At 63.1% G+C, this 21069-nt stretch carries 16 protein-coding genes; 5 read left to right on the forward strand and 11 right to left on the reverse strand.

Annotated features, from left to right (window positions below; all coding sequences use genetic code 11):
* Nucleotides 1–62 precede the first annotated feature (62 nt).
* The 10 genes from HPY44_19760 to HPY44_19805 form a co-directional block, all read right to left on the reverse strand.
* Nucleotides 63–2345, reverse strand: coding sequence for a sodium-translocating pyrophosphatase (locus tag HPY44_19760; GenBank protein ID NSW58249.1), 2283 nt, complete (start codon nucleotides 2343–2345; stop codon nucleotides 63–65).
* 135 nt (nucleotides 2346–2480) lie between these two features.
* Nucleotides 2481–3314 carry an undecaprenyl-diphosphate phosphatase gene (locus HPY44_19765; protein ID NSW58250.1) on the reverse strand — a complete coding sequence of 278 codons (834 nt, stop codon included), beginning with the start codon at nucleotides 3312–3314 and terminating at the stop codon, nucleotides 2481–2483.
* Between the two features lie 33 nt (nucleotides 3315–3347).
* Nucleotides 3348–4463 (reverse strand): AI-2E family transporter, encoded by a 1116-nt coding sequence (locus HPY44_19770; protein ID NSW58251.1) that lies wholly within the window; start codon nucleotides 4461–4463, stop codon nucleotides 3348–3350.
* Between the two features lie 27 nt (nucleotides 4464–4490).
* Complete coding sequence (wecB, locus tag HPY44_19775; GenBank protein NSW58252.1) at nucleotides 4491–5726, reverse strand: UDP-N-acetylglucosamine 2-epimerase (non-hydrolyzing); 1236 nt, start codon at nucleotides 5724–5726, stop codon at nucleotides 4491–4493.
* Nucleotides 5693–6646, reverse strand: coding sequence for an undecaprenyl/decaprenyl-phosphate alpha-N-acetylglucosaminyl 1-phosphate transferase (locus HPY44_19780; protein NSW58253.1), 954 nt, complete (start codon nucleotides 6644–6646; stop codon nucleotides 5693–5695). Before HPY44_19780 ends, wecB begins: the two co-directional genes overlap by 34 nt.
* 4 nt (nucleotides 6647–6650) lie before the next feature.
* Nucleotides 6651–7139: a cytidine deaminase gene (locus HPY44_19785; protein ID NSW58254.1), complete on the reverse strand. Its 489-nt coding sequence runs from the start codon at nucleotides 7137–7139 to the stop codon at nucleotides 6651–6653.
* Nucleotides 7136–7606, reverse strand: a complete 471-nt coding sequence (gene rpiB, locus HPY44_19790; protein ID NSW58255.1) for a ribose 5-phosphate isomerase B — start codon at nucleotides 7604–7606, stop codon at nucleotides 7136–7138. The genes HPY44_19785 and rpiB overlap by 4 nt, the downstream gene beginning before the upstream one ends.
* Before the next feature lie 111 nt (nucleotides 7607–7717).
* Complete coding sequence (locus tag HPY44_19795; protein NSW58256.1) at nucleotides 7718–9421, reverse strand: GAF domain-containing protein; 1704 nt, start codon at nucleotides 9419–9421, stop codon at nucleotides 7718–7720.
* Nucleotides 9422–10442: 1021 nt separating this feature from the next.
* A complete protein-coding gene (locus HPY44_19800; protein ID NSW58257.1) occupies nucleotides 10443–11108 on the reverse strand; it encodes a hypothetical protein in 666 nt (221 codons plus the stop codon).
* Between the two features lie 165 nt (nucleotides 11109–11273).
* Nucleotides 11274–11936, reverse strand: coding sequence for a peroxiredoxin (locus HPY44_19805; protein ID NSW58258.1), 663 nt, complete (start codon nucleotides 11934–11936; stop codon nucleotides 11274–11276).
* A gap of 470 nt (nucleotides 11937–12406) precedes the next feature.
* On the opposite strand from HPY44_19805, the gene HPY44_19810 reads away from it, so the two are divergent.
* The 3 genes from HPY44_19810 (at nucleotide 12407) to HPY44_19820 (ending at nucleotide 16468) form a co-directional block, all read left to right on the forward strand.
* A complete protein-coding gene (locus HPY44_19810) occupies nucleotides 12407–13432 on the forward strand; it encodes a hypothetical protein (GenBank protein ID NSW58259.1) in 1026 nt (341 codons plus the stop codon).
* A 16-nt stretch (nucleotides 13433–13448) separates the two neighbouring features.
* Nucleotides 13449–14678: a hypothetical protein gene (locus HPY44_19815; GenBank protein ID NSW58260.1), complete on the forward strand. Its 1230-nt coding sequence runs from the start codon at nucleotides 13449–13451 to the stop codon at nucleotides 14676–14678.
* Nucleotides 14679–15142: 464 nt separating this feature from the next.
* Nucleotides 15143–16468, forward strand: coding sequence for an ammonium transporter (locus HPY44_19820; GenBank protein NSW58261.1), 1326 nt, complete (start codon nucleotides 15143–15145; stop codon nucleotides 16466–16468).
* A 241-nt stretch (nucleotides 16469–16709) separates the two neighbouring features.
* Here HPY44_19820 and HPY44_19825 read toward each other — a convergent pair whose 3' ends face one another.
* Complete coding sequence (locus HPY44_19825) at nucleotides 16710–17738, reverse strand: aldo/keto reductase (protein ID NSW58262.1); 1029 nt, start codon at nucleotides 17736–17738, stop codon at nucleotides 16710–16712.
* Between the two features lie 189 nt (nucleotides 17739–17927).
* Here HPY44_19825 and HPY44_19830 point away from each other — a divergent pair, with 189 nt between their 5' ends.
* Together HPY44_19830 and HPY44_19835 are read left to right on the forward strand one after the other, a co-directional pair.
* Nucleotides 17928–19334 carry a hypothetical protein gene (locus HPY44_19830; protein ID NSW58263.1) on the forward strand — a complete coding sequence of 469 codons (1407 nt, stop codon included), beginning with the start codon at nucleotides 17928–17930 and terminating at the stop codon, nucleotides 19332–19334.
* 29 nt (nucleotides 19335–19363) lie between these two features.
* On the forward strand, nucleotides 19364–21064 hold the full coding sequence (locus HPY44_19835) for a hypothetical protein (GenBank protein ID NSW58264.1): 1701 nt from the start codon (nucleotides 19364–19366) through the stop codon (nucleotides 21062–21064).
* Nucleotides 21065–21069 lie beyond the last annotated feature (5 nt).

Raw genomic sequence — 21069 nt, forward strand, 5'->3', positions numbered from 1 at the left:
AGAAGAGCCCGGCTCCGCGTGACGGGGCCGGGCTCTTACGGCTTCTGCATCAGGGACGGCGATTACGCCACGTCAGAGTGGGTGAGCGCGGCTTCGGCAGCGGTCGCGGCGGCAGTCTCGCGCTTGGAGTAAATCAGCGCGGCGGCGATGACGAGCGCCAGAACCACACCGGCGATGACCATTCCGACGCTGCCGCCCGCAGTAACGACCAGCGGGGCAACCAGCAGGCCCACCACGTTCATGACCTTGATGAGGGGGTTCAGGGCCGGGCCGGCGGTGTCCTTGAAGGGGTCCCCAACCGTGTCGCCCACCACGGCAGCCTTATGGGCATCCGACCCCTTGCCGCCGTATGCGCCCTCCTCGATCATCTTCTTGGCATTGTCCCACGCGCCACCTGCGTTGCACATGAGCACAGCCATGAGCTGACCGGTAACGATGATGCCGGCCAGGTAGCCACCCAGGCCTTCCCAGCCGAACCAGGCCCCTACGACCACGGGTGTGAGGACAGCCAGAAGACCGGGGGCAACGAGTTCGCGGATCGCCGCTGCAGTGCAGATGTCAACGACTTTCCCGGATTCGGGCAGCACGCCCTCCTTGCCCTCCATCAGGCCGGGAATCTCCCGGAATTGGCGGCGGACCTCATTGATGATCTCGAAGGCTGCGCGCCCCACGGCACGGATAGTCATGGAGCTGAACAGGAAGGGCATCGCACCCCCGATCAGCATGCCGATGAAGACGATCGGCGCGTCAATGTTGATGTGGTACTGGGCCAGTGCAGCGGCGTCGATGGACTCGGCGGCGCCACCCGTGCCGGCGACGGCTCCCGCGACCTTGGACAGATAGGAGCCGAACAGGGAGACCGCGGCAATAACCGCGGAGGCAATGGCGATGCCCTTGGTGGCCGCCTTGGTGGTGTTACCCACAGCGTCGAGAAGCTCGACGTTCTGCGAATTGTCCTCGATGGCAGCCATCTCCGAGATACCCTGGGCGTTATCAGCGACAGGTCCATAGGTGTCCATGGAGATGATAACGCCGGTAGTGGTCAGCATGCCAAGACCGCACAGGGAGACGCCGTAGAGAATGTCAACAGCCGACGCGTCGCGGCCGAAGACCAGGATCGAGAAGAAAAGACAGCCGCAGACTACGAGCAGGGCGTAGACGGAGCTCTCCAGACCCTCGGCGAACCCGCCCAGGATTGTGGTGGCGCTGCCGGTCTGGGTGCTCTTGCCGATGCTCTTGACCGGGCTGAACTCGGAGGATGTGTAGTACTCGGTGAGCTTGTACATCGCCACCGCAAGGACCAGACCAGAGATGGTCGCCCAGAAGAGCTTCATCGCGTTCTCGGGGTCGCCGATTTCAGGATTGCCCACGTACAGGACCGCGATCAGGAAGAAACCCACTGCGGAAGCCAGCGCGGACCAGACAAAGCCGCGGGTGATGGCCCCGAGCGGGTGCTCGTCCTCCGACTTCATGCGGGCCATGATGATCCCCGCGATGGACGTGAGGACGCCGATGGCGCGGACCATAATCGGGTACATGATCCACACCGTGGCCTTGCGCCAATCTCCATGCGCACCGGTGTTCGCATGAGCCAATGCGAGGATCATGGAAGCCACGAGGGTGATCTCGTAGGACTCGAAGATGTCCGCGGCCATACCAGCGCAGTCGCCAACATTGTCGCCGACATTGTCTGCAATAACCGCGGCGTTGCGGGGGTCGTCCTCGGGGATCCCGGCCTCGACCTTGCCAACCAGGTCGGCGCCGACGTCAGCGGCCTTGGTGTAGATGCCGCCGCCAACTCGCATGAACAAGGCCAGGAGACATCCGCCGAAACCGAAGCCCAACAGGACGTCGGTGGCGTGTTCCTTGTAGATCCAGAAGATGATAGTCGCGCCGACAAGGCCCATGGTTACGGTGAACATCCCGGCAACGGCTCCGGAGTTGAACGCCACGCCGAAGGCATCCTTGAGGCTGGTGCGCGCGGCATTGGCGCAGCGGACGTTGCCACGGACCGCCAGGGTCATGCCCATGTAGCCGGTTGCGCCGGAAGCGAGACAGCCGAGCAGGAAGGCAACGCCGCGTGCGAAGCCCAGACCGATGTCCTCACCAGCGGTGAAGATTAGAACGATGAACAGCACGACGACGAGGTACATGATGGTCTTGAACTGCCGGGTCAGGTAGGCCATGGCGCCTTCCTGAATCTGCGCAGCGATGGACTTCATCTTGTCCGTGCCCTCGGGGAGGGCTGTGACCTTCCTTCGCAAATCCAGCGCGAATGCAAGCCCCGTGATGGCGGCGATGAGAGTGAAGACAAGCGCTCCAGTCTCAAACGCCGTAAGCTCCATGGTATGCACGACGGTTTCCTCCCTATGCTTTAGGCTGATGAATCGGCGGGATATGACCCTCCCCACCGGATCCCGCGCAACCACGCCAACCAGTCAGAAGACCAGCCGGAGCCACGGGGCCCCGGCCGAACCGGCTTACGGGGTGACGAAGAAACCAGTGGCGATGGCCACGAGGCCCACCGCCAGACAATACGCGCCATAGTATAGCAGATTTCCCCTGCGCACGCTATCGATTACTAGGAGAATCGACAGGTATCCCACCACCCCCGCGACCAGGGTCGCGATCCCGTAGATGACCGGGTCAAAGTTCGCTTCCATACCGCCGCTGAAGAGCTTTCGGGCCTCAAAAAACGTGCCGCCAAGCACTACGGGGACAGACATGAGAAAGGCGAAGCGCGGTGCCCATTGCCTGGAAAAGCCGCCCAGCAGACCCCCCGCGATGGTGGAGCCGCTGCGCGAGATCCCCGGAACCAGCGCGATTGCCTGGCACACACCCACCCACAAAGCATGTTTCCACGTGGTCTCGGGCAGGTCCACGGGACCACTGCGGCGCGAACCGACGGCAAGCAGCGTTGCGGTCACGATGAGCGCAAGCCCGACAAGACGAATATCGCCGAAGGCGGCGTCGATGCGGTCCTCCAACAGGACACCGGCGATGGCTGCCGGTATGCTGGCGAGGATCAGGTTCCCGAATAACCGCCGGTAATCAGCGGGTGATGGAGTATCGCCGCCTTCCGGATCATCGCCTCGGGGTCTGATGATGGCCCGCACCATGGCGAGCAGGTCTTGGCGATAGTGCACCAGAACCGCAAGCAGTGTGCCGAAGTGCGTAGCGACCACGAAATCCAGCGGCGCCTGGGGCAACCCAACCAGCTTGCCCCCCAGGGCCATGTGTCCCGAACTCGACACAGGGAGAAACTCGGTGGCGCCTTGGATGAAGGCCAGGATCAGCGCCTGCGCCATGTTCATGTAATGCAACCTCTGGACTGCTTTGATGTCGCGTCAGGCAGCGTCAGGCCCAATGTGTCCGGGCGGCGGTTCGGCACCGAGGAATGTCTGCTGATACCGGATGTAGACGGTGCGGATGATTCCGGCAACCGGGACGGCGACCAGCAGTCCGAGCACCCCCATGAACTCGTACCCCAGTAGCAGGCTCACGATCACGACCACGGGATGCAGCGTAGCGCTTTCAGCAAGAACCACGGGAGTGAGCAGCTTGCCGTCCAAGAAGATCAAGAGAGCGTAGAAACCGAGCACGATCAGGCCCACCGACAGGCCATTCTGCAGCAACGGCACACCAACACAGGGTATCCCCGCTACCAGGGGGCCCACAACGGGCGCCATGCGAAACAGCCCCGCAATGAGCGCGAGGGTCAGGTACATGTTGACCCCGCAGAAGTAGAGCACCAGGCCCACAAGGATCGACTTGAGAATGCACAGGAGTACCTGGGCCCGCACGTAGCTGTGCAGGAGCCGGGCGACATCATCCATCAGACAGCCCGCGAACTCCCTGTATTGGGAAGGGGTGAAATAGAGAGTGCCGGCGCGAAGCGTGGCGCTGTCCACCAGGAAGTAGAATGCGAGCACCGGAATGATGAGAAGCTCAACCAGGTACCAGCCCCGCAGCAGAGCGCCTTTCGCGAATCCGAACTGGTATTGGAGCAGGTCCTGTGTCCATTGGGCGACCGTACCCGTGGCTGCCTCGATGAGGCCCGGCGGCAATTGGGCGTCGTACCTTGCCAGCCACGCCTGCAACTGACCGGGCGCCTGGATGAGCCAGCTCTTCGTGATGTTCACGAGCCCTTCAAGCTCCTCGACCATCTGAGTGGCCGTCAGAACCGTGAGTATCCAGCTGAGATAGACGAGTCCGCCCATGACCAGGATGGTGGCGATGACGCGGCGGGTGCGGACCGGCAGGGGTATACGCAGGCGGCTGATGAACTCAACCGGCCCGGCCATAAGGAAAGCAAGGGCCGTGGACAGCACCAGGATGACCACGACGTCCCAGATGCGCCCCACGAAATGGGCGATGGCGCCCGGCACGTAGTACACCAGGTACAGCACCGTGCCCACGGTGAGGGTGAGGATGACGATCCGCCGTGTCGTCCATTGTTCCATGCGTCTGCTGCTCCGAGCCCCGACGTCCTACTCCTCTGGAGCCTCGTCGTCCTGATGGCCGCCCTCGACGTTTCGAGGGTGCCACTCGAACTCCGCGGGACGGGTATCGCGCAAGTGGAAGAAGTATTCGATGGCGTCACAGATCCGCGCGCTTGCCCTGCCATCACCGTAAGGACAGCCGATCGACGCCATCCGCCGGTACTCCCCGGGATTGCGCAGAATCTGGCTGACACCGGCCACGATGTCTTCGGTCTGGGTGCCCACAAGCCGCGCCACGCCGGCTTCGACACCCTCCGGGCGCTCTGTGGTCTCGCGCACCACCAGCACCGGGACTCCTAGCGCCGGCGCCTCCTCCTGCACGCCACCGGAGTCCGTGATGATGATATCCGCGCGGTCCATTAGTGCGACGAAGGTCAGGTAATCCACCGGTTCACACAGGACGACTCGCTCCGAAGACCCCAGGATCTCCTGGGCCGCCCGCTGCACTTTGGGATTCTTGTGGACCGGGAAAATCACGTTGAGGTCCGAGAAGGTCTCCACCAGCTGCTTCACTGCAAGGAAGACGCGAGTCAGTGGCACCCCGAGGTTTTCCCTACGGTGGGCCGTGAGCAGGCAGACGCGCCCCTCGATGTCTTTGACCCAGTGCAGGTCGGTCTTCTCGAGGCCTGGGCCGCGCTCCATCACCGTGTAGAGGGCATCGACTACGGTGTTCCCGGTTACGAAAATCGAGTCGATGCTGGTGCCCTCGCCCAGCAGATTGTGGCGCGAGCGGTGGGTCGCCGGAAAATGCAGTTCAGATAGCTGGTCGGTAAGGCGCCGGTACATCTCTTCGGGGAAGGGAGAGTAGCGGTCGTTGGTGCGCAGGCCGGCCTCGATGTGGCCCACTGCGATTTTCTCATAGTACGCTGCAAGGGCGGCTGCGAAACAGGTAGCGGTATCGCCCTGAACCAACACCAGGTCCGGCGCTCGTTCGGCGAAGACCTCCTGAAGCTGGGTGAGTGCCCGCGTGGTGATCTGCGCCAGGGTCTGCTCTGGCGCCATGATGTCCAGATCAACGTCCGGGAACATGTCGAAGACGCGCAGCATCTGGTCCAGCATCTCACGGTGCTGGCCGGTAACGATGACCTCGACATTGAAGCGGTCGCTGCGCTTGCGCAGTTCCTGGTAGACAGGCGCGAGCTTCACGGCTTCCGGGCGAGTTCCGAATACCAGCGCGATCTTCAGGGGGATCACTTGGACCACAACCAGAGGGCAGCCAGACATAGAGTGCCCGAGAATGCGTAGATCACCAGGGCCGCCTGGGGCACGCTCATGCCACGATCCACGAGCCGATGGTGGATGTGGTTGCGGTCGCCGACCAGCGGGTTCTTGCCCCTGAGCAGCCGCTTGATGATCGCCGTGGTGGAATCGAACAACGGCACACCCAGCACCAGCACCGGAAGAATGACAGTCCCAGCGGTGGGGAACTTGAACGCGCCCATGACCGACAGGCAGGCCAGCGTGAAGCCCAGGAACATCGCGCCCGTGTCGCCCATGAATACCCGTGCCGGGGCGAAGTTGTAGCGCAAGAAGCCGGCGCAAGAGCCGAACAGCGCCGACGCAAAGATCGCGATCAGCGGATACGGGCCAATCTCGGGGCCGAAGCCGGCCATAATCGCCAGGGTCAGGGCCGATATGCCGGTGACACCGGCTGCGAGGCCATCAATACCATCCAGCCAGTTCATCGCGTTCGTGATGAGCACGATCCAGAAGATCGTAAGTGGCGCTGACCACCAGCCGAGTTGCACCCACCGGGATTCGCCGAACAGACCGAAGAAGTTGGTCAGCCCCTCGATGCGAACTCCCCAGGCATACGCTACGCCGCCAAGCGCGATGAGCACCAGAAGACGACCCGCTGGCGGCAGGCCTCGCGTGTCGTCGTAGACGTTCATGCACACAAGAAGCGCAGAAGCGATCAGCAGCCCGATCAGTGGGTGGGGGAGCGGCCAACCGGTGACGGCGATCACGCCCGCCCAGGCGCTCAGGAAAATAGCGATCCCGCCCACTGTCGGCGTGGGCTGTCTGTGCTTATGCCTGCCCCGCGGATAATCCATAGCGCCCAGACGAGGCGCGATGCGAATCCACAGGGGAGTGAGGACAAGGGCAAGAACCAGGGCCCCCAGGCCCGAGATAAGCGGCTCCATCGACCTACTCGTCATCCTCCGAAGGCCCCGGGCGGCGGCAGAGCTCGACCCCGGCAGCCTTGAATATCTCCAGCGCCAGTTCGTCCGGATAATCACCCTCGTAGACGATGCGCTTCACGTTTGCATTCACCAGCATTTTTGCGCATGTCACGCAGGGCTGGGTGGTGCAGTAGCAGGTGATATCGCCATCGAGGTCGACCCCGTGCACCGCTGCCTGGGCGATGGCGTTCTGCTCGGCATGCACTGCCCGGCAAAGTTCGACACGCTGCCCGCTTGGGATGCCAAGTTTCTCCCTGTAGCATCCTCCGAGTTCCGCGCAGTGTGGCAGCTTCTTTGGCGGGCCGTTGTAGCCGGTTGTCAGGATCCGCCGATCCCTGACCAGGATCGCCCCCACTTTCCGGCGAAGGCATGTGGACCGAGTGGCCACCACGTGGCAGATCTGCATGAAATAGTCGTCCCAGTCGGGACGGGCATCAGGGGTCTGTTCGCTCATGTCTGGTCGGTGGCGGGGCGGGTGTCCAGCCGGCTTACCTTCTCCCGCCTGCGAGTATAGCGCTCCTGACCTACAATTGGTTCCGCGTGCATGAAGCTGAGCACGATATCCTCTGCGACACCAGGGCCGATGACACGCCCGCCCATGCACAGGATATTGGCGTCATTGTGCTCCCGAGCCATGCGGGCCGTATAGCAGTCGGCACACAGAGCCGCGACGATCCCCGGAATCTTGTTTGCTGCCACGGACATGCCCACACCGGTGCCGCAGATGAGTATGCCCCAGTCGGCGCTGCCCGACGCGACGGACCTGGCGACGGCTATGGCGAAGTCGGGATAATCGCAGCTTGCGTGGGAATCAGTACCAAGATCCTGCACTTCGTCGATTTCTGCCTGTTCGGACAGGAGCTTGACCACGAACTGCTTGAGGTCAAAGCCAGCATGGTCGGAAGCAATCGCAACTTTCAGATCAGCCACTCCTCTCGCGTGCCGGACGGGCGGTGGGTACGCAAAGGCCCCCGACAAGGGGGCCTGCGATACGGTCGGAGCGGTCAACTTGCGCCGCGCCCGGTCTTGCTTCTAGGCCGACTCCGTCTTGGGGACCTTGGGCAGACGCACGGAGAACTGTGAGCCCTTTCCCACTTCCGTCCAGCTCAACCAGACTTCGCCACCGTGGGCTCTCGCAAGGTGGCGAACCAGGTACAGGCCAATGCCCGTGCCCTTGACCGCTTTGTGGTCCACGTCGTCGTCCACCATGTGGAACCGCTCGAAGATGCTCTCTCGGTGGCGCTCCGGGATCCCCAGACCCGGGTCCTTGACATCGATGCGGATCGTGTCGCCCTCGTCCTCGGCGGAAACGGTGATCGTGCCTCCATCCGGCGAGTATTTCACTGCGTTGCCCAGGAGGTTGTCCAGGATCTGATAGACCTTGTCCTCGTCGGCTTCGATGAGAACGAAATCCTCGGGCACTTCGTTGACCAGCCGGTGACGCGTTGTGCCCTGCTGCTGGGTGCGCACAACACGGGCCACAACCTGATGGATACTGACTTCGCTGATCTGCATGTCCAGCGCGCGCCCCGACTCGATCCGCGAGACGTTGAGCAGGTCGCTGATCAGCCGGGTCAGACGATCGCACTCCTGGTCGATAATCGTGTAGAACTCGTATCGGGTCTCACTGTCGTACAGGTCGCCGTTGGGGTCGTCCAGGAGGGTGGCGGTGAAGCCCTTGATGGATGTGAGCGGCGTGCGCAGTTCGTGGGAGACGGTGGAGACGAAGGCCGTCTTCATGCGCTCCACCTGGCGAATCTCGGTGATGTCCGTGAAGATCGCCACGATATTCGCAACTTCGCCGTTGTCGCCGCCCATCAGGGTGGCTTCTGCCTTGTAGATGCGATGGCCCTCTTCGTCGCTGATCTCCCGGCTCATCTCCTGCCGTGCCTGAAGCGCCTCGTGCAGGAACACTCGCACCGATTCGAGAGGAATGACCTCATCGATGGGGCGGGCCTGGTATTCCTGGTGCGGGATGTGCAGCATGTCACAGGCGGCCTTGTTGATCAGCCGCAGTTTCCCCGCGATGCTGACCACAATGACCCCCGAATGGATGCTTTCGAAGGTGCTCTCGAGCTGCTCCTTGACCTCAGTGAGCTCGATGTAGAGCTGGGCGTTGGAGATGATTGCGGCAGCCTGGTCTGACAACATCTCCAGGAGCCGGACGTCATCCTCATTGAAATCCTGGTCATAGCGCTTATTGAACACGTGCATGACGCCGATCACGCGCTCGTCAACAACGCGCTCCTCTTCGTCGCGCTGCTTGATGATAAGCGGGACGGCGATGCCGTTGTGAATGCGCAGGAGGGAGACTTCTGCGTCGAGGGTGCGAGGATCGTTGAGCGCGTCATTGTAGATCGCGCTCTCACCTGAACGGAATACGAGGCCGCTGATGCCCTGGTCAGGGCTGATCCGCAGTTCGCTGGCTTGTTCCTCGGTGATGCCCAGGGTGGGGGGCAAGACGACCAGTTCCCCGGCCTCGGCTTGGTACAGGAGCACCATGACTTTCTCAGCCTGCACGATCATCGCGACCTTGCTGATGAGTCGCGAAAGGGTCTTGCGCAGCTCAGGCTGAGTCACCACCACGGCCGGCATTTCGGCCATGGTGCTTGCAGTGCTCAGATCCTCTTCGAGGGCGCGTATCTTGCTCTGAAGCTCGGTGACTACCAGACGGTATCGCTCAAGCTCTTTTCGCAGGCTCTGAGGCTCGTCGGGAGGCAGGACGTCCTCTGGCATCTGGAATGGTTCCTCCTGGAGCGCTTCTCGGCGACGCAACCTCTCCGCAGCCCCATCCGTGCGCCCAGCCGCTGGGACGAACTCACGCCCTGCTTACACCCTTGACCTTATAGGGGTGAGCAGGGGTGGAGCACCCCCGGCAGGCTCCCTGTGGTGCGTCTCGCCAGTGCTTGTAACAGGACATCAGGAAACCCGTGGCGCTGCCCGGATACTGATTCCGGACCGCAACTTCCACCGGCGCAATCGATGGATCGGCCAGAATGCAACGAGAGACCGTCCCCGATCCGAACGGGCCTGCGCTCAGGTGGGCACGCCCCGCAACCGGGCGCGGGAGTTCCCCTTGCCTCCGATGCCCCTGGCGGGTGAGTTCAGACTGGGCCATTATAGTTAGTCTGTTTTCGGGGAGTCAAGGCGGCCCTGTTGCGCCATCAGGACCATCGGTCCTGTGATGTGCGTGCCGGCCCCAGGAATGGGCCACAAGCATCGGAGGGGCGGCCAGACCGGGTGCGCGGTGAACGGCCTGTCGCCCCTGTCGGGGGCTCAAGCCGCGTCACGGGGCGACAATCCGCGGGCTTCCGCCCCCGGCTGCAGGCTGTGGGACAACGGCTGAGGGCATGCTGAACGCGAATTCGGTATCAATCGGAACGCGTCCACCAAAACCGATAGTCCTCTGTTACGCCACAAGCCGCGACACATGACGGCTTACCGCAACCGCGACCTCTTTGGGTTCAGCCACGCTGCCAACCGGAGTATGCTTCTCGCGCAATTCGCAGACAAGCTTCCGCAGGTGGTTCGGCTTTTTTCGGGAACTGTTGTCTTTCACCCCTGAATCGCGCGGGATTCTCCGCACAGCTTTCACTGCCGGCTGGGGATGTGGTTTCCCTGTGACACTGACCACAGACCGGAGACACAATCGGGTACTTCGCGCGGTCAGACCCCTGCCTTCGGCCGCGTGTGCCGCCGACAGTGTTGCAAGCCGCCGATCAGGGCCACGCTCGGAGACTCAAGACCCGTTCGCTGCCTACTGTGACAGACCCATGGGGCTGGACCCGCCTACCCGCCCTTGCCCCGCAGTGCTCGCTTCACCGGAGCTCATGCGGCCGCTGCCGTGGACGCTGAAAGGAAGTGACTGCCGCTGGCGGTACTCTCGGGACTCGCCGCGATACCAGGCAGGTGGCTGGTCGAGATCGGGCCGGCAGTGCTGGCACGGTCTGTAACCTTTGGCTTTGATCTGGGCCCGGCTCATGTGGGTGCCCGTGGTCTGCATCGTTTCGCGGTGAGCCAGGTCCGTCCCCTGTACAGCCAGTGTATAACCGCGGGTCTGTTTGGGCGCGTAGGGGCAGTTGAAGCGATGGTACCGCTTGTATCGCTCATCAAGGCAGTACTTGAACTGGGCCTGCTCGGACGCCTTGTCTTCCAGCCTGTCCAGGAAGACAGGGGGTGTCGAGGTGGTGGTGACGGAAGCCGGTGGAGACGGGGCAACCGGGGCAGGTGGCTGGGGTAGACGATATGACGGCACTGCCTCCGGCGATACCGGCATATCATCTGTGCGCTCGGCTTGCTCGTAGGGCTTGGCCACGTTGCAGCCCGCAAGGAGCGCAGCCAGCATCGAAGCTGCCAGTAGGGCAAAGGCGCTTTCTCTACGCAGACGCCTCCCGGGTTTCATGCTACGGTTACCTTTCGCCATGCTCAATGTTCTCCATTTACCCTCGGCGCAACCATTTTACACGCAACCCGCCCCCTGTGCATCGTGTACTTTTGACAGGTGCGGGTAGCAAAAGAGGCGGCCTAAAGCCCAGCGTGAGGGCAAAAGGCCGCCTCGATGTCCAATGGCGGAGGGTGCGCCGGCGGGTTAGTTTTCCTCAAGCTTCTTGAAGCACAGGAACCAGTCCAGGCACTTGATCTCCCCGGCTTCGCCCTGTTTCATCCGCTCAGCCGCGCCGCCGCAGCTGCCCGGAGGCGGGATGATCACGTCGTCGCCAGGCTGCCAGTTGGCGGGAGTTGCTACACCGTGTTTCGCACTCGTCTGCAGGGAGATCAGCAGGCGCATGATCTCATCCATATTCCGCCCATTTGTTAGCGGATAGTACAGGATCGCCTTCACGATGCCATTCGGGTCGATGATGAACACTGCGCGCACGGCTTCAGTGCCGCTGGCGCCCGGCTGAAGCATCCCGAACTGCTTGGCGACGTTGCCCATTGGGTCCGCGATGACGGGGAAGGTGATGGCCAAGCCTTTCATGCCATTCCACTCCACTTTTTCCTGGATCGTGCGCAGCCAGGCGATGTGGCTGTAAACGCCGTCAATGGACAGACCGATGAGCTGGCAGTTGCGGGCGGCGAACTCGTCCTGCATGGAGCCGAAAGTCATGAACTCCGTGGTGCAGACGGGGGTGAAATCGGCCGGATGGCTGAACAGAATGACCCACTTGCCTTTGTAGTCATCGGGGAAGTTGATGGTCCCCTGGGTCGTTGGGGCAGTGAAGGAGGGTGCGCGGTCACCGATCAGCGGAATGTTGGCCGCAGAGGCCAATGTGGACGCGAGCAGCACCAGTATAGACATTCCGGCCAGCAATCGAGCAAGTTTCGCCATATCCGTCACACTCCAAATAATGATACATGGTTTCACGACGCCTGCATTGTAGTCCCCCGGCGCCCCAGGCACAAGGGCTCGTTTGGCGCTGAGCCCAGTCTCTCGGCTCGCGGGTCGGCGTCGAGGGCTCTTGATCGCGCTGAGCGAGACGTCTTTGCCCCCCCGCGAGCCATCGAAGACTTGTGTCGGGCGGCTCGGCCAGATGCGGTTCGAAAACGCCGCAACTCGGTTGGCAGAGGATTCTTGACGGGACTGCCATATTCGTTCACCTTGATGCCGGCGGGATACCTGAAGCATGTCGGCACGATAGCCGGCAGCCAGACAGGTGCGGGCCCTGGTTGCGGCGAATTGTGGTGCCGACCGAAGGCCGAGAGGCTCGATAGGAGTTGCGCATGAAGATCATCGAGGCATCGGGCAACGCGCGGGCAATCGGCAGGGAAACCGGTGAGGCCACACGGGAGGAGATCGCCCAGCACCTGGACGCTTTCCCTCCAGTGAGCAACCGTGCCGAATGGGATCGGCGGAAGGGCGCTTTCATCGAGGTGCTCCGGGACATGCTCCCCCTGGTCTGGGAAGAAATGCAGGGCATGGCCGAAGGGGCGAACTGCTCCCTGGATGACATTTTGGCGCTGAACTGCCCGTTGTATGCCAGCGACAACGACCCTCGGGAGGGCTGCACCAACGTCGCTTTCGCGGACGGGCCGGACGGGCCACTGTGGGGCAAGAACAATGACGGCGGTGCGCCGGGCCAGGCGCGGCCCCCCTGCGGTAGACTGGTGCGCAGAGACGACGGTATTCCGCTGGTTGTGTTCACCTTCTGTGGAATGGTGGCCACGACAGACGGCATGAACGCCGAGGGGCTGGCAATGGGGTATTCGTCGGTGGGCAGCACGTACCAGCAGAGCGACCATCATGTCTTCATCCGCCTGTGGGCGTACGAGTGCATGATGCGGGCACGCACCACGGCGGAATTCCTGCGGCTTTTCGGTAGCCGGCCCACACGTGGTAAGGGCTACAGTATCCTGTGCGTGGATGCGCATGGGATGATGTGCTCCATCGAGGCACCGTGCCCGCTGATGCAGGTGCGCTTCCCGGAGGACGGCGCGCGGGTCATGAACTGCGTGAACTACTACCAGCTTCCGCACTTGTGGAATGCCGACCGCAGGTCGGAGCCGGGAAAGCTCAACGCCATCGCACGCAGGCATACGCTGGACCAACTGGAGCAGTCGCTGCCGGATCTCGGCCTGGCGTCGATGCAGGCCGTCCTGCGGCGCCACGGGGACGTGTCCATTTGCCGGCACGGGCGCGGAGACGGAAGCCACACCGAGTACAGCATGATCGGCATCCCGCGGCAGAGGAAGCTCCTGTACTGCCAGGGGTATCCCTGCCAACAGGAGTACTCAGAAATCACCTTCTAGGCGCTCAGGAGAGGTCATGGATAACCCGCGGGACATACAGATCATTCGCGACCTGGCGAAACAGTACGCCGAAATCGCGGCGAAACCGATCCAGGACGAGCGCCGGAACCTGTGGCGCAACCACAACAGCCTCATCCGAACCCGGCCGCTGATCTACGTGCGGTGGCTGGCGGCGTGGAACGAACACCCGGATGCGACCCCGCGCTGCGAGGACCGCTTCTGGCAGGGGCACGAGCAGTTCCTCCGTCAGATGATCTTCCAGGACTGGATCGGGGACGACTACATCATTGAACCGTGGATCACTCAGCGCGCCTCGGTCCGGATTCCGGAGGGAAGCGTCTGGGGGGTCCCTTACGGGCGGATACCGCCCAACGTGCCCGGCGGCGCATGGAAAAACGATCCGCCGATCAAGTCGCCCGAGGACCTCGCGCGTCTGGTGAAACCCCGGCATGAGATCGACGAGGAGGCTACTCGGGTCAATCTGGCGCGGCTGCAGGACGCGGTGGGGGACATCCTGGCGGTGGAACTCGACCGGCAGCCGGCGTGGACCGTGTGGCACGCGGACATCAGCACGGATCTGGGCTACTTGCGCGGCATTGACACCTTCATGATGGACATGCTGGACGATCCAGGTTTCCTGCATGAGCTGGTGGGGTTCATGAGCCGGGGTATTCTGGAGGTGCACGAGCAGGCGGAGAAAGCGGGCGACTGGAGCCTGTCCAACCACCAGAATCAGGCGATGCCGTATGCCCGAGAGCTGTCCGACCCGGCGGCGGGCGTCCACGGGGTAAGCCGGAAGGACCTGTGGGTGTTTTGTGCGGCCCAGGAGTTCGCGTTGGTGTCGCCAGCGATGCATGAAGAGTTCCTGTTCAACTACCAGTACCCGATCCTCGAAAAGTTCGGCCTCGTGGCGTATGGCTGCTGCGAGGACCTCACGCGCAAAGTGGAGATGCTCAGCAGGCTGCCCAATCTGCGGCGGATTGCGGTGGTTCCTGTGGCGGATGTGGCGAAGTCGGCCGAGGTGATCGGCGAGAAGTACGTGTTCTCGTGGCGGCCGAACCCGTCGCAGATGATCTGCTGCGGCTGGGACCCGGATGGCATCCGGAAGGTGATCCGGGAGGGAATGGAAGCCAGCAAGGGCTGCCACGTGGACATCACACTGAAGGACGTGCAGACTGTGTTGCACAAGCCGGAGCTCCTGCGGGACTGGGTGGAGATCGTGCGTGGGATCACGGACGAGTATTGACGGCGGACGGCGACCTCGGCCGTTCGGCTGGGCCGCATAGGGAACGCGCGTCGAGACGACTCGCAGGGACCCTATCCGGCTCGGCCGTCAGCCGTTCGCCCTCCGTGGCCCGGTTGAGACCCGTGCCTGTGGGGGACCGGCCATCCGTGATCGGATCGCTCCGCTCCGGGCGTCTTGGCGGATGCGAGAGACGTGTCGTCTGCCGTCACCGGGACAGGCGCTTCTGCCTGTCCGCCGTATCCCTTCTGTCGCCCCCTTTGGAGGCTTCCGGCCGAACATCGCCCGGTTGTTTCCCCTGGAGTCCCGCCCCTGGCTCTAGTCGGACGTCCCCTCCGGGGCCTAACGGCGAACACCCACACCTTTCTCCCCCGAAACATCCACGAAACACCCTCCCTGTAGCCTGATGCCATTCACCCAGTCAGCGGGAATTGGCCGAGCATGGAGGATGCAAGATGCGGCACAAGATGATTCTGATGACGATATGCGTGGTTGCGGTGGCGGCGGTTCTGGCGCTTCTGAGCCGTTGGGAACCGGCGGTCGCGGCGGCGCAGGACGCTGAGCTGAACGGGGCAGACACCGTCTGGGTGTCTCTTTCCGCGGCGCTGGTCATGCTGATGACCCCGGCGCTTGGGTTCTTCTACGGCGGCCTGGTGCGGCAGAAGAATCTGGTCTCAACGTTGGTGCAGTGCGTGGCCATCTTCGCAGTCGCCACGGCGGTGTGGGTCCTGTGGGCATACTCGCTTGCCTTTGGAAGCAGCGTGGGAGGGCTCATTGGGAACCTGAAGTACGCCTTCCTGCGGGGCGTGGGGATGTCCCCCGATACCGACTATGCCGCTACCATCCCGAGTCTGTCTTACTGCTTCTTCCAGATGAAGTTCGCGGCAATCACACCCGCGCTCATCATCGGTGCTTTCGCGGAACGCGTGCGCTTCAAATCGCTGCTGGCATTCATCGTGGTCTGGGCGACGGTGGTCTACGCCCCGGTTGCACACTGGGTCTGGGGGGTGGGAGGGTGGCTGCGGGAACTGGGCGCTCTGGATTTCGCAGGCGGCACCGTAGTCCATGTGGTTGCAGGCAGCTCGGCCCTTGCCGGGGCGCTGGTCATTGGCCGGCGCTATCTCAATGGTGACGGGCACAGCGGGCCCTGCAACGTGCCTTACGTGATCCTGGGCGCTTCGCTGCTGTGGTTCGGCTGGTTCGGGTTCAACGCAGGCAGCGCTCTGGCGATCAACGGCCTTGCGGTCAGCGCGATGTTCACGACCAATGTCGCGGCGGCTTTCGCGACACTGAGCTGGATGGTGGTGGACTGGTATCTCAAGGGCAAACCAAGTGCCAGTGGAGCGGCGATTGGCGCGGTCTGCGGCCTCGTGGCGATCACTCCGGCAGCGGGCTTCGTGGATGTGTCGGCGGCGATGGCCATCGGGCTGGTTGCAGGGTTGGTGTGCAACATGACCGTCATTCTGATCAAACGCACCACGCTTGACGACACCCTGGATGTTTTCGCCTGCCACGGCGTGGGCGGTATCTGGGGAGCGATAGCAACGGGTATCTTCGCGAGCACCGTGATCAACCCGGCGGGAGCCGACGGTCTGCTGCATGGCAATCCGATGCAGGTGGTCATCCAGGCAGCCGCTGTTCTCGCTGCGGGAGCGTGGGGTTTCGGCGGATCATGGGTGGTGCTCAAGGTCCTGGATGCGGTGATGGGCTTGCGTGTTACACCGGAGGAAGAGGAACTGGGCCTCGATGTCAGCCAGCATGGCGAGGCCGCATACACGCTGCAGTTTGACTGAGCGGGGCCCAACCATGCGGGTGATGGAGCAGGGCCCGGCGATGGAGGCCGGGCCCTTTCTGATTCAGCTGCAGGCTGGATAAAGCAGCCCGTCTATCCCTCACTATTGGTGAGCGTCTGGCAGTTGGCGCCGTTGCCATCCGGCAAGACCGGGCCGGATAGGTCCGGCGTGTCGTGCCGACGCGCTGTCCTGTGTGTCCCATCCGAAGGATCTACGGCTGCGCATTCACGGAGAGCCCGAGTTAGAACGGTGCGAGCTTCTCCGGCTTGTTGACGGCCCTGCACATGCGCTCATGGAGGGTGCAGTAATTGGTGACGTTCGCGCCCGGCGCGATAATCTCATCCACCTGGGCCATGTCATCGGGCTCGAGGACTACCTCGCATGCCCGGAGGGCGGACTGCATGTGCTCAACTGTGCGCGGGCCGCAGATAGGCGCGGTAACTCCCGGGCGGTGCATGAGCCAGGCGAGGGAAAACTCGGCGAGACTGATGCCCTTCGCCTCAGCCAGAGGAATCAGCGCCTCCACGAGGTCCAGGCTCTCCTCGGTGTAGCGGTTGTGCCCATCCTTCTGGCCGACTTCCTTGAACTTGTGGCCCTCCGGGGCGGGCTGGCCTTTGCGGTAGACGCCGCTGAGTACTCCGCCGGCCAGGGGGCCGAAGGGCACGAGGCCGATCCCGTGGCGCATCGCGGTCCAGACCAGGTCGCGTTCCACCCGGCGGTCACTCAGGTTGTATGCGGGCTGTTCGGCGATGATGCGTGGCCACCCGTGCTTGTCGGCGAGCCAGAGGGCTTCCATGATCAGCGTCACGGGCCATTTCGAGCACGCGCAGTAGAGGATCTTGCCCTGCCGGACCAGGATGTCGAGGGTATCCAGGGTCTCGTCAATGGGCGTGTCGATGTCGGTAATGTGCAGGTAATACAGGTCGATGCGGTCGGTCTGCAGGCGGCGCAGGCTGGCTTCGACAGCGCGAGTGAGATGGTAGCGGCTGGCCCCGCGATCATTGGTGCCCTTGCCCATGGTGGCGACGCCTTTGGTTGCCAGGACAATGTTGTCCCGCTGTCCGTTGGCTGCGATGGCCCTCCCGGTGATCTCTTCGGATACCCCGCGGGCGTACACGTCGGCGGTGTCGATAAAGTTGACGCCGCCTTCGATGCCCACGTCGATGATGCGGGCAGCCTCCGCCTCGTCTGTGCTCACCCCAAAGTTCATGGTGCCCAGACAGAGCTTGGACACCCGCATCCCACTGCGTCCCAATTGGCGATACTCCATGGTTTGCGCCTCCAGCGACGGCCCCGGAAGGGCCGATGGATTGCCGGCTTCACGGCGGAAGCACCTTCTCCCTGCGCGAAGGTATTCCTGCAGGCCACGTGGAATAGCTCCTTGATCGGGCGGGCCAATCGGGGTGACCGTAGGCCCCGGGCTGACCTCGCACCGCAAGTACAGGAGGAGACAAAATCGATGGAAGCAGCGAAGACAACCTTTGCGCTGTACTTTGGGAACCGCGGCATGTTCCCGGGCTCGCTGATGGCTTCGGCGCGCCAGGAGATGGTGGCGATCCTCAAAGGAATGGGCCACGACGTGCTGCTGATGGACGAGTCGGCCACGCGCTTCGGCGCCGTGGAAACGCCGGAAGAGGGCCGCATCTATGCGAAGTTCCTCGAGGAGAACAAAGGCAAGTTCGGCGGGGTGATTCTCACGCTCCCGAATTTCGGGGATGAGAACGGGGCCATGGCAGCACTGAAGAACGCCGGGGTCCCGATCTTCATTCACGCCTACCCGGACGACCTGGACAAGATGGCTCCGGAGCTTCGCAGGGACGCCTTCTGTGGCAAGTTCTCCATCATGGACGTCTTCTGGCAGGCGGGTATCAAGTACACCATCGCCAAGCCGCACACTGTCTCGCCGCACAGCGACCGGTTCGCGGCCAACATCGACTTCTTCGACCGGGTCTGCCGTGTGTATGGCGGCATGAAGGACATGGTTCTGGGTGCTGTGGGCGCGCGGACTACCGCCTTCAAGACCGTGCGTTTCGACGAGGTCACGCTCCAGCGCCACGGGATCACGGTCGAGGCGTTCGACCTGTCCGACGTGTTCAAGCGCATGGAGGACATTGCCTCGGGCACTCCGAAGCTCAATGACAAGATCGCCCGGCTGCGGAGCTACACCTGCTGGGAGGGTGTGCCGGAGGACCGCCTCGAGCAGATCTCGCGCCTGGGCGTTGTGATCGATGACATGGTTGAAGAGTACCGGCTGGACTGCATCGCCCTGCGCTGCTGGGTGGAGCTCCAGGCACAGCTTGGCATCTCCCCGTGCGTGCTGCTCAGCGAGATGAATGACCGCGGAATTGCTGCTTCGTGTGAGGTGGACGTAGGCAATGCAGTGGCCATGCACGCCCTGAAGCTGGCCACCGGTCAGCCGGCGACGTGTCTGGACTGGAACAACAATTACGCGGATGAGGACGACAAGTGCATCCTGTTCCACTGCGGGCCGGTGCCGCAGTCGCTCATGGCCGGACCGGGCAGGATCACCGACCATGCAATCCTGCGTAATGTGGTGGGCGAGGGCTGCGCTTTCGGGTGCAATGTGGGCCGGATCGCGCCGATGGACTTCACCTTCGCCAGTAGTCTCACTGCCGAGGGCCGCGTCAAATTCTACGTGGGCGAGGGTAAGTTCACCAAGGACCCGATCGCCGAGGACTTCTTCGGCTGCGCCGGCGTGGCGCAGATCGAGAACCTGCAAGACGTCTTGTACTTCGTGGGCAAGAACGGCTACCGGCATCACGTCAGCTGCGCGCCGGGGCACGTGAAGGCTGCAATGGTTGAAGCCTTCAAGAACTACCTGGGGTATGACGTGGCGGTGCTGTAGTGCTGACTTGCCGTACCAGGGGGTGCATCGTGGCGGCATTGAGAGTCATGCTCGTGACCATGGCGCTGACGGTCGGGTCGATCCCGGCCGTCAGCGCTGCCGTTTTCCAGGACCCGGTTGGTGACTTCGACGGGCCCGACGTGGTGTCGATCGACACGCGCATAGAGGGCCGGAGCGCGATCTTCACCATCAGTTACGCGGAAGAAGCAATCGGGATGGGCTGGGGCGTGGGTGGCACGATTCACATCGACTCCGACCAGAACCCCGCCACAGGTCAGGAGGGGGCGCCGGGTTTCGAGGCCCAGATCACCTTCAACGTGAGCGAACTCGTGGCTCTCGGGCAGGTGGACGTGTTCGCGGGGCCAGGCGAAGGACGCCAGCTGCAGGTCAGTGCGGACGCCGGCAACGGGACGAATCTGCGCTTCAATCCCCGGCAACTGGAGATCACAGTGCCGCTGGATATCCTCAGCGCCCGCGGGGATTTCGATTACCTGCTCTACTCTACCTCGATTTTCGGCTCAACAGACAGCAGAGACAGGGTTCCTGACGCAGGAGTGGTCCGCGCCTCAACCGGCCAGGCAGTGAACGCCGGGGCACCTGCCGCAGAGGGAGCGGCCGAGCGCGTGCTCGAATGGCCTGCCGCCGGGAGGCAGCCCCATCTGGTTCGACGCGTGACTACGGCGATCCGGGGGAACAGTGCGGTCTGGAAAGTGGAGTTCACCCGAGACCTGCCTGTGGGCATGGCGGACTACTACAACACGGTCTACATGTCGATCCTGCTGGACATCGATCGGAGTCTGGCCACCGGCATCGACACGGCCAATGTGCCATTGCTCCCCTTCGGCCCGGACCGCAACCTGCAATGCACCCTCATGGGCGGCTCGGCTTCAGTCAGCTTCGTTCGTGGGATCGGCCAGTTCGGCGAGCGCCTCACCGGGGGTGTGGCGCCTGGCGGGAGCGACCTGCGGGTGACCTTCGACCGGCGGACCGCGACCGTGGAAGCGCCCCTCGCGCTCCTGCAACTCAATGGCCCTGCCTTCGACTGGATGCTGTCTGTCTGGACAACCGGGCAGCCAGTAGAGTGCTTCCTGGAGACCGCTATCGCCTTCGATACCGGCGAACCCCGGCGCTCAGTGCCCTTCCCCGCACAGGCCTCCCTGGTTCCCGACAACCCGGACGATGCGAGAGCCCTGGTAGTGAGCGCACCGGGCGTGCCCTCTATCGTTGTGGACCAGCCTAACGCCATACCCAACATGGAGATGCTGGAACTCCAGGCAGCATTGACTGGCGAGTACCTCTTCGCCCGGGTGCGGTACAACCGGCCCGTGGTTCCGCAGGCCGAGTATTTCACCTCGCTCTTCATCGATGTGCCCGGCCCCCCCGCCCGGAGCTATGCGATGTCGATGAACTGGGACATCAATCTGGGCGGGCAGGCGATCCTCTTCGAGGTCGGTCCGAACGCCGCGGATACTGGAGTTCACCTCAACCAGTGCCTTGCTGCGCAGGGCAGCGACGCCTGGGTGCTGCTGCCATTGGAGATACTCGGCCGGCCCGCTGCCCGGGCCGTGACACTGCGCGCGGAAACTCGAGAGATGAGGTTCGGATCTTCCGGAGCCCCGAAGCAGTTCAGCACCTACCCGGGCATCACCATCCGGATGCCTCCACGAGCGGCCGAGAGCTACTGCGATCGCATTCCGGACAAGGGCACCATCGATCTTCAGGCGCAATGACGCTT

Source organism: Armatimonadota bacterium, assembly GCA_013314775.1.
Taxonomy (GTDB): Bacteria; Armatimonadota; Zipacnadia; order Zipacnadales; family JABUFB01; genus JABUFB01.

Excerpts from the sequence above, each read along its gene's own strand:
- wecB (NSW58252.1), bottom strand. The coding sequence starts at position 5,726 with ATGTCTGGCTGCCCTCTGGTTGTGGTCCAAGTGATCCCCCTGAAGATC.
- HPY44_19795 (NSW58256.1), bottom strand. The coding sequence starts at position 9,421 with ATGCCAGAGGACGTCCTGCCTCCCGACGAGCCTCAGAGCCTGCGAAAA.
- HPY44_19810 (NSW58259.1), top strand. The coding sequence starts at position 12,407 with ATGAAGATCATCGAGGCATCGGGCAACGCGCGGGCAATCGGCAGGGAA.
- HPY44_19815 (NSW58260.1), top strand. The coding sequence starts at position 13,449 with ATGGATAACCCGCGGGACATACAGATCATTCGCGACCTGGCGAAACAG.
- HPY44_19780 (NSW58253.1), bottom strand. The coding sequence starts at position 6,646 with ATGGAGCCGCTTATCTCGGGCCTGGGGGCCCTGGTTCTTGCCCTTGTC.
- HPY44_19785 (NSW58254.1), bottom strand. The coding sequence starts at position 7,139 with ATGAGCGAACAGACCCCTGATGCCCGTCCCGACTGGGACGACTATTTC.
- HPY44_19770 (NSW58251.1), bottom strand. The coding sequence starts at position 4,463 with ATGGAACAATGGACGACACGGCGGATCGTCATCCTCACCCTCACCGTG.
- HPY44_19760 (NSW58249.1), bottom strand. The coding sequence starts at position 2,345 with ATGGAGCTTACGGCGTTTGAGACTGGAGCGCTTGTCTTCACTCTCATC.
- HPY44_19825 (NSW58262.1), bottom strand. The coding sequence starts at position 17,738 with ATGGAGTATCGCCAATTGGGACGCAGTGGGATGCGGGTGTCCAAGCTC.
- HPY44_19800 (NSW58257.1), bottom strand. The coding sequence starts at position 11,108 with ATGGCGAAAGGTAACCGTAGCATGAAACCCGGGAGGCGTCTGCGTAGA.
- HPY44_19820 (NSW58261.1), top strand. The coding sequence starts at position 15,143 with ATGATTCTGATGACGATATGCGTGGTTGCGGTGGCGGCGGTTCTGGCG.
- HPY44_19765 (NSW58250.1), bottom strand. The coding sequence starts at position 3,314 with ATGAACATGGCGCAGGCGCTGATCCTGGCCTTCATCCAAGGCGCCACC.
- HPY44_19830 (NSW58263.1), top strand. The coding sequence starts at position 17,928 with ATGGAAGCAGCGAAGACAACCTTTGCGCTGTACTTTGGGAACCGCGGC.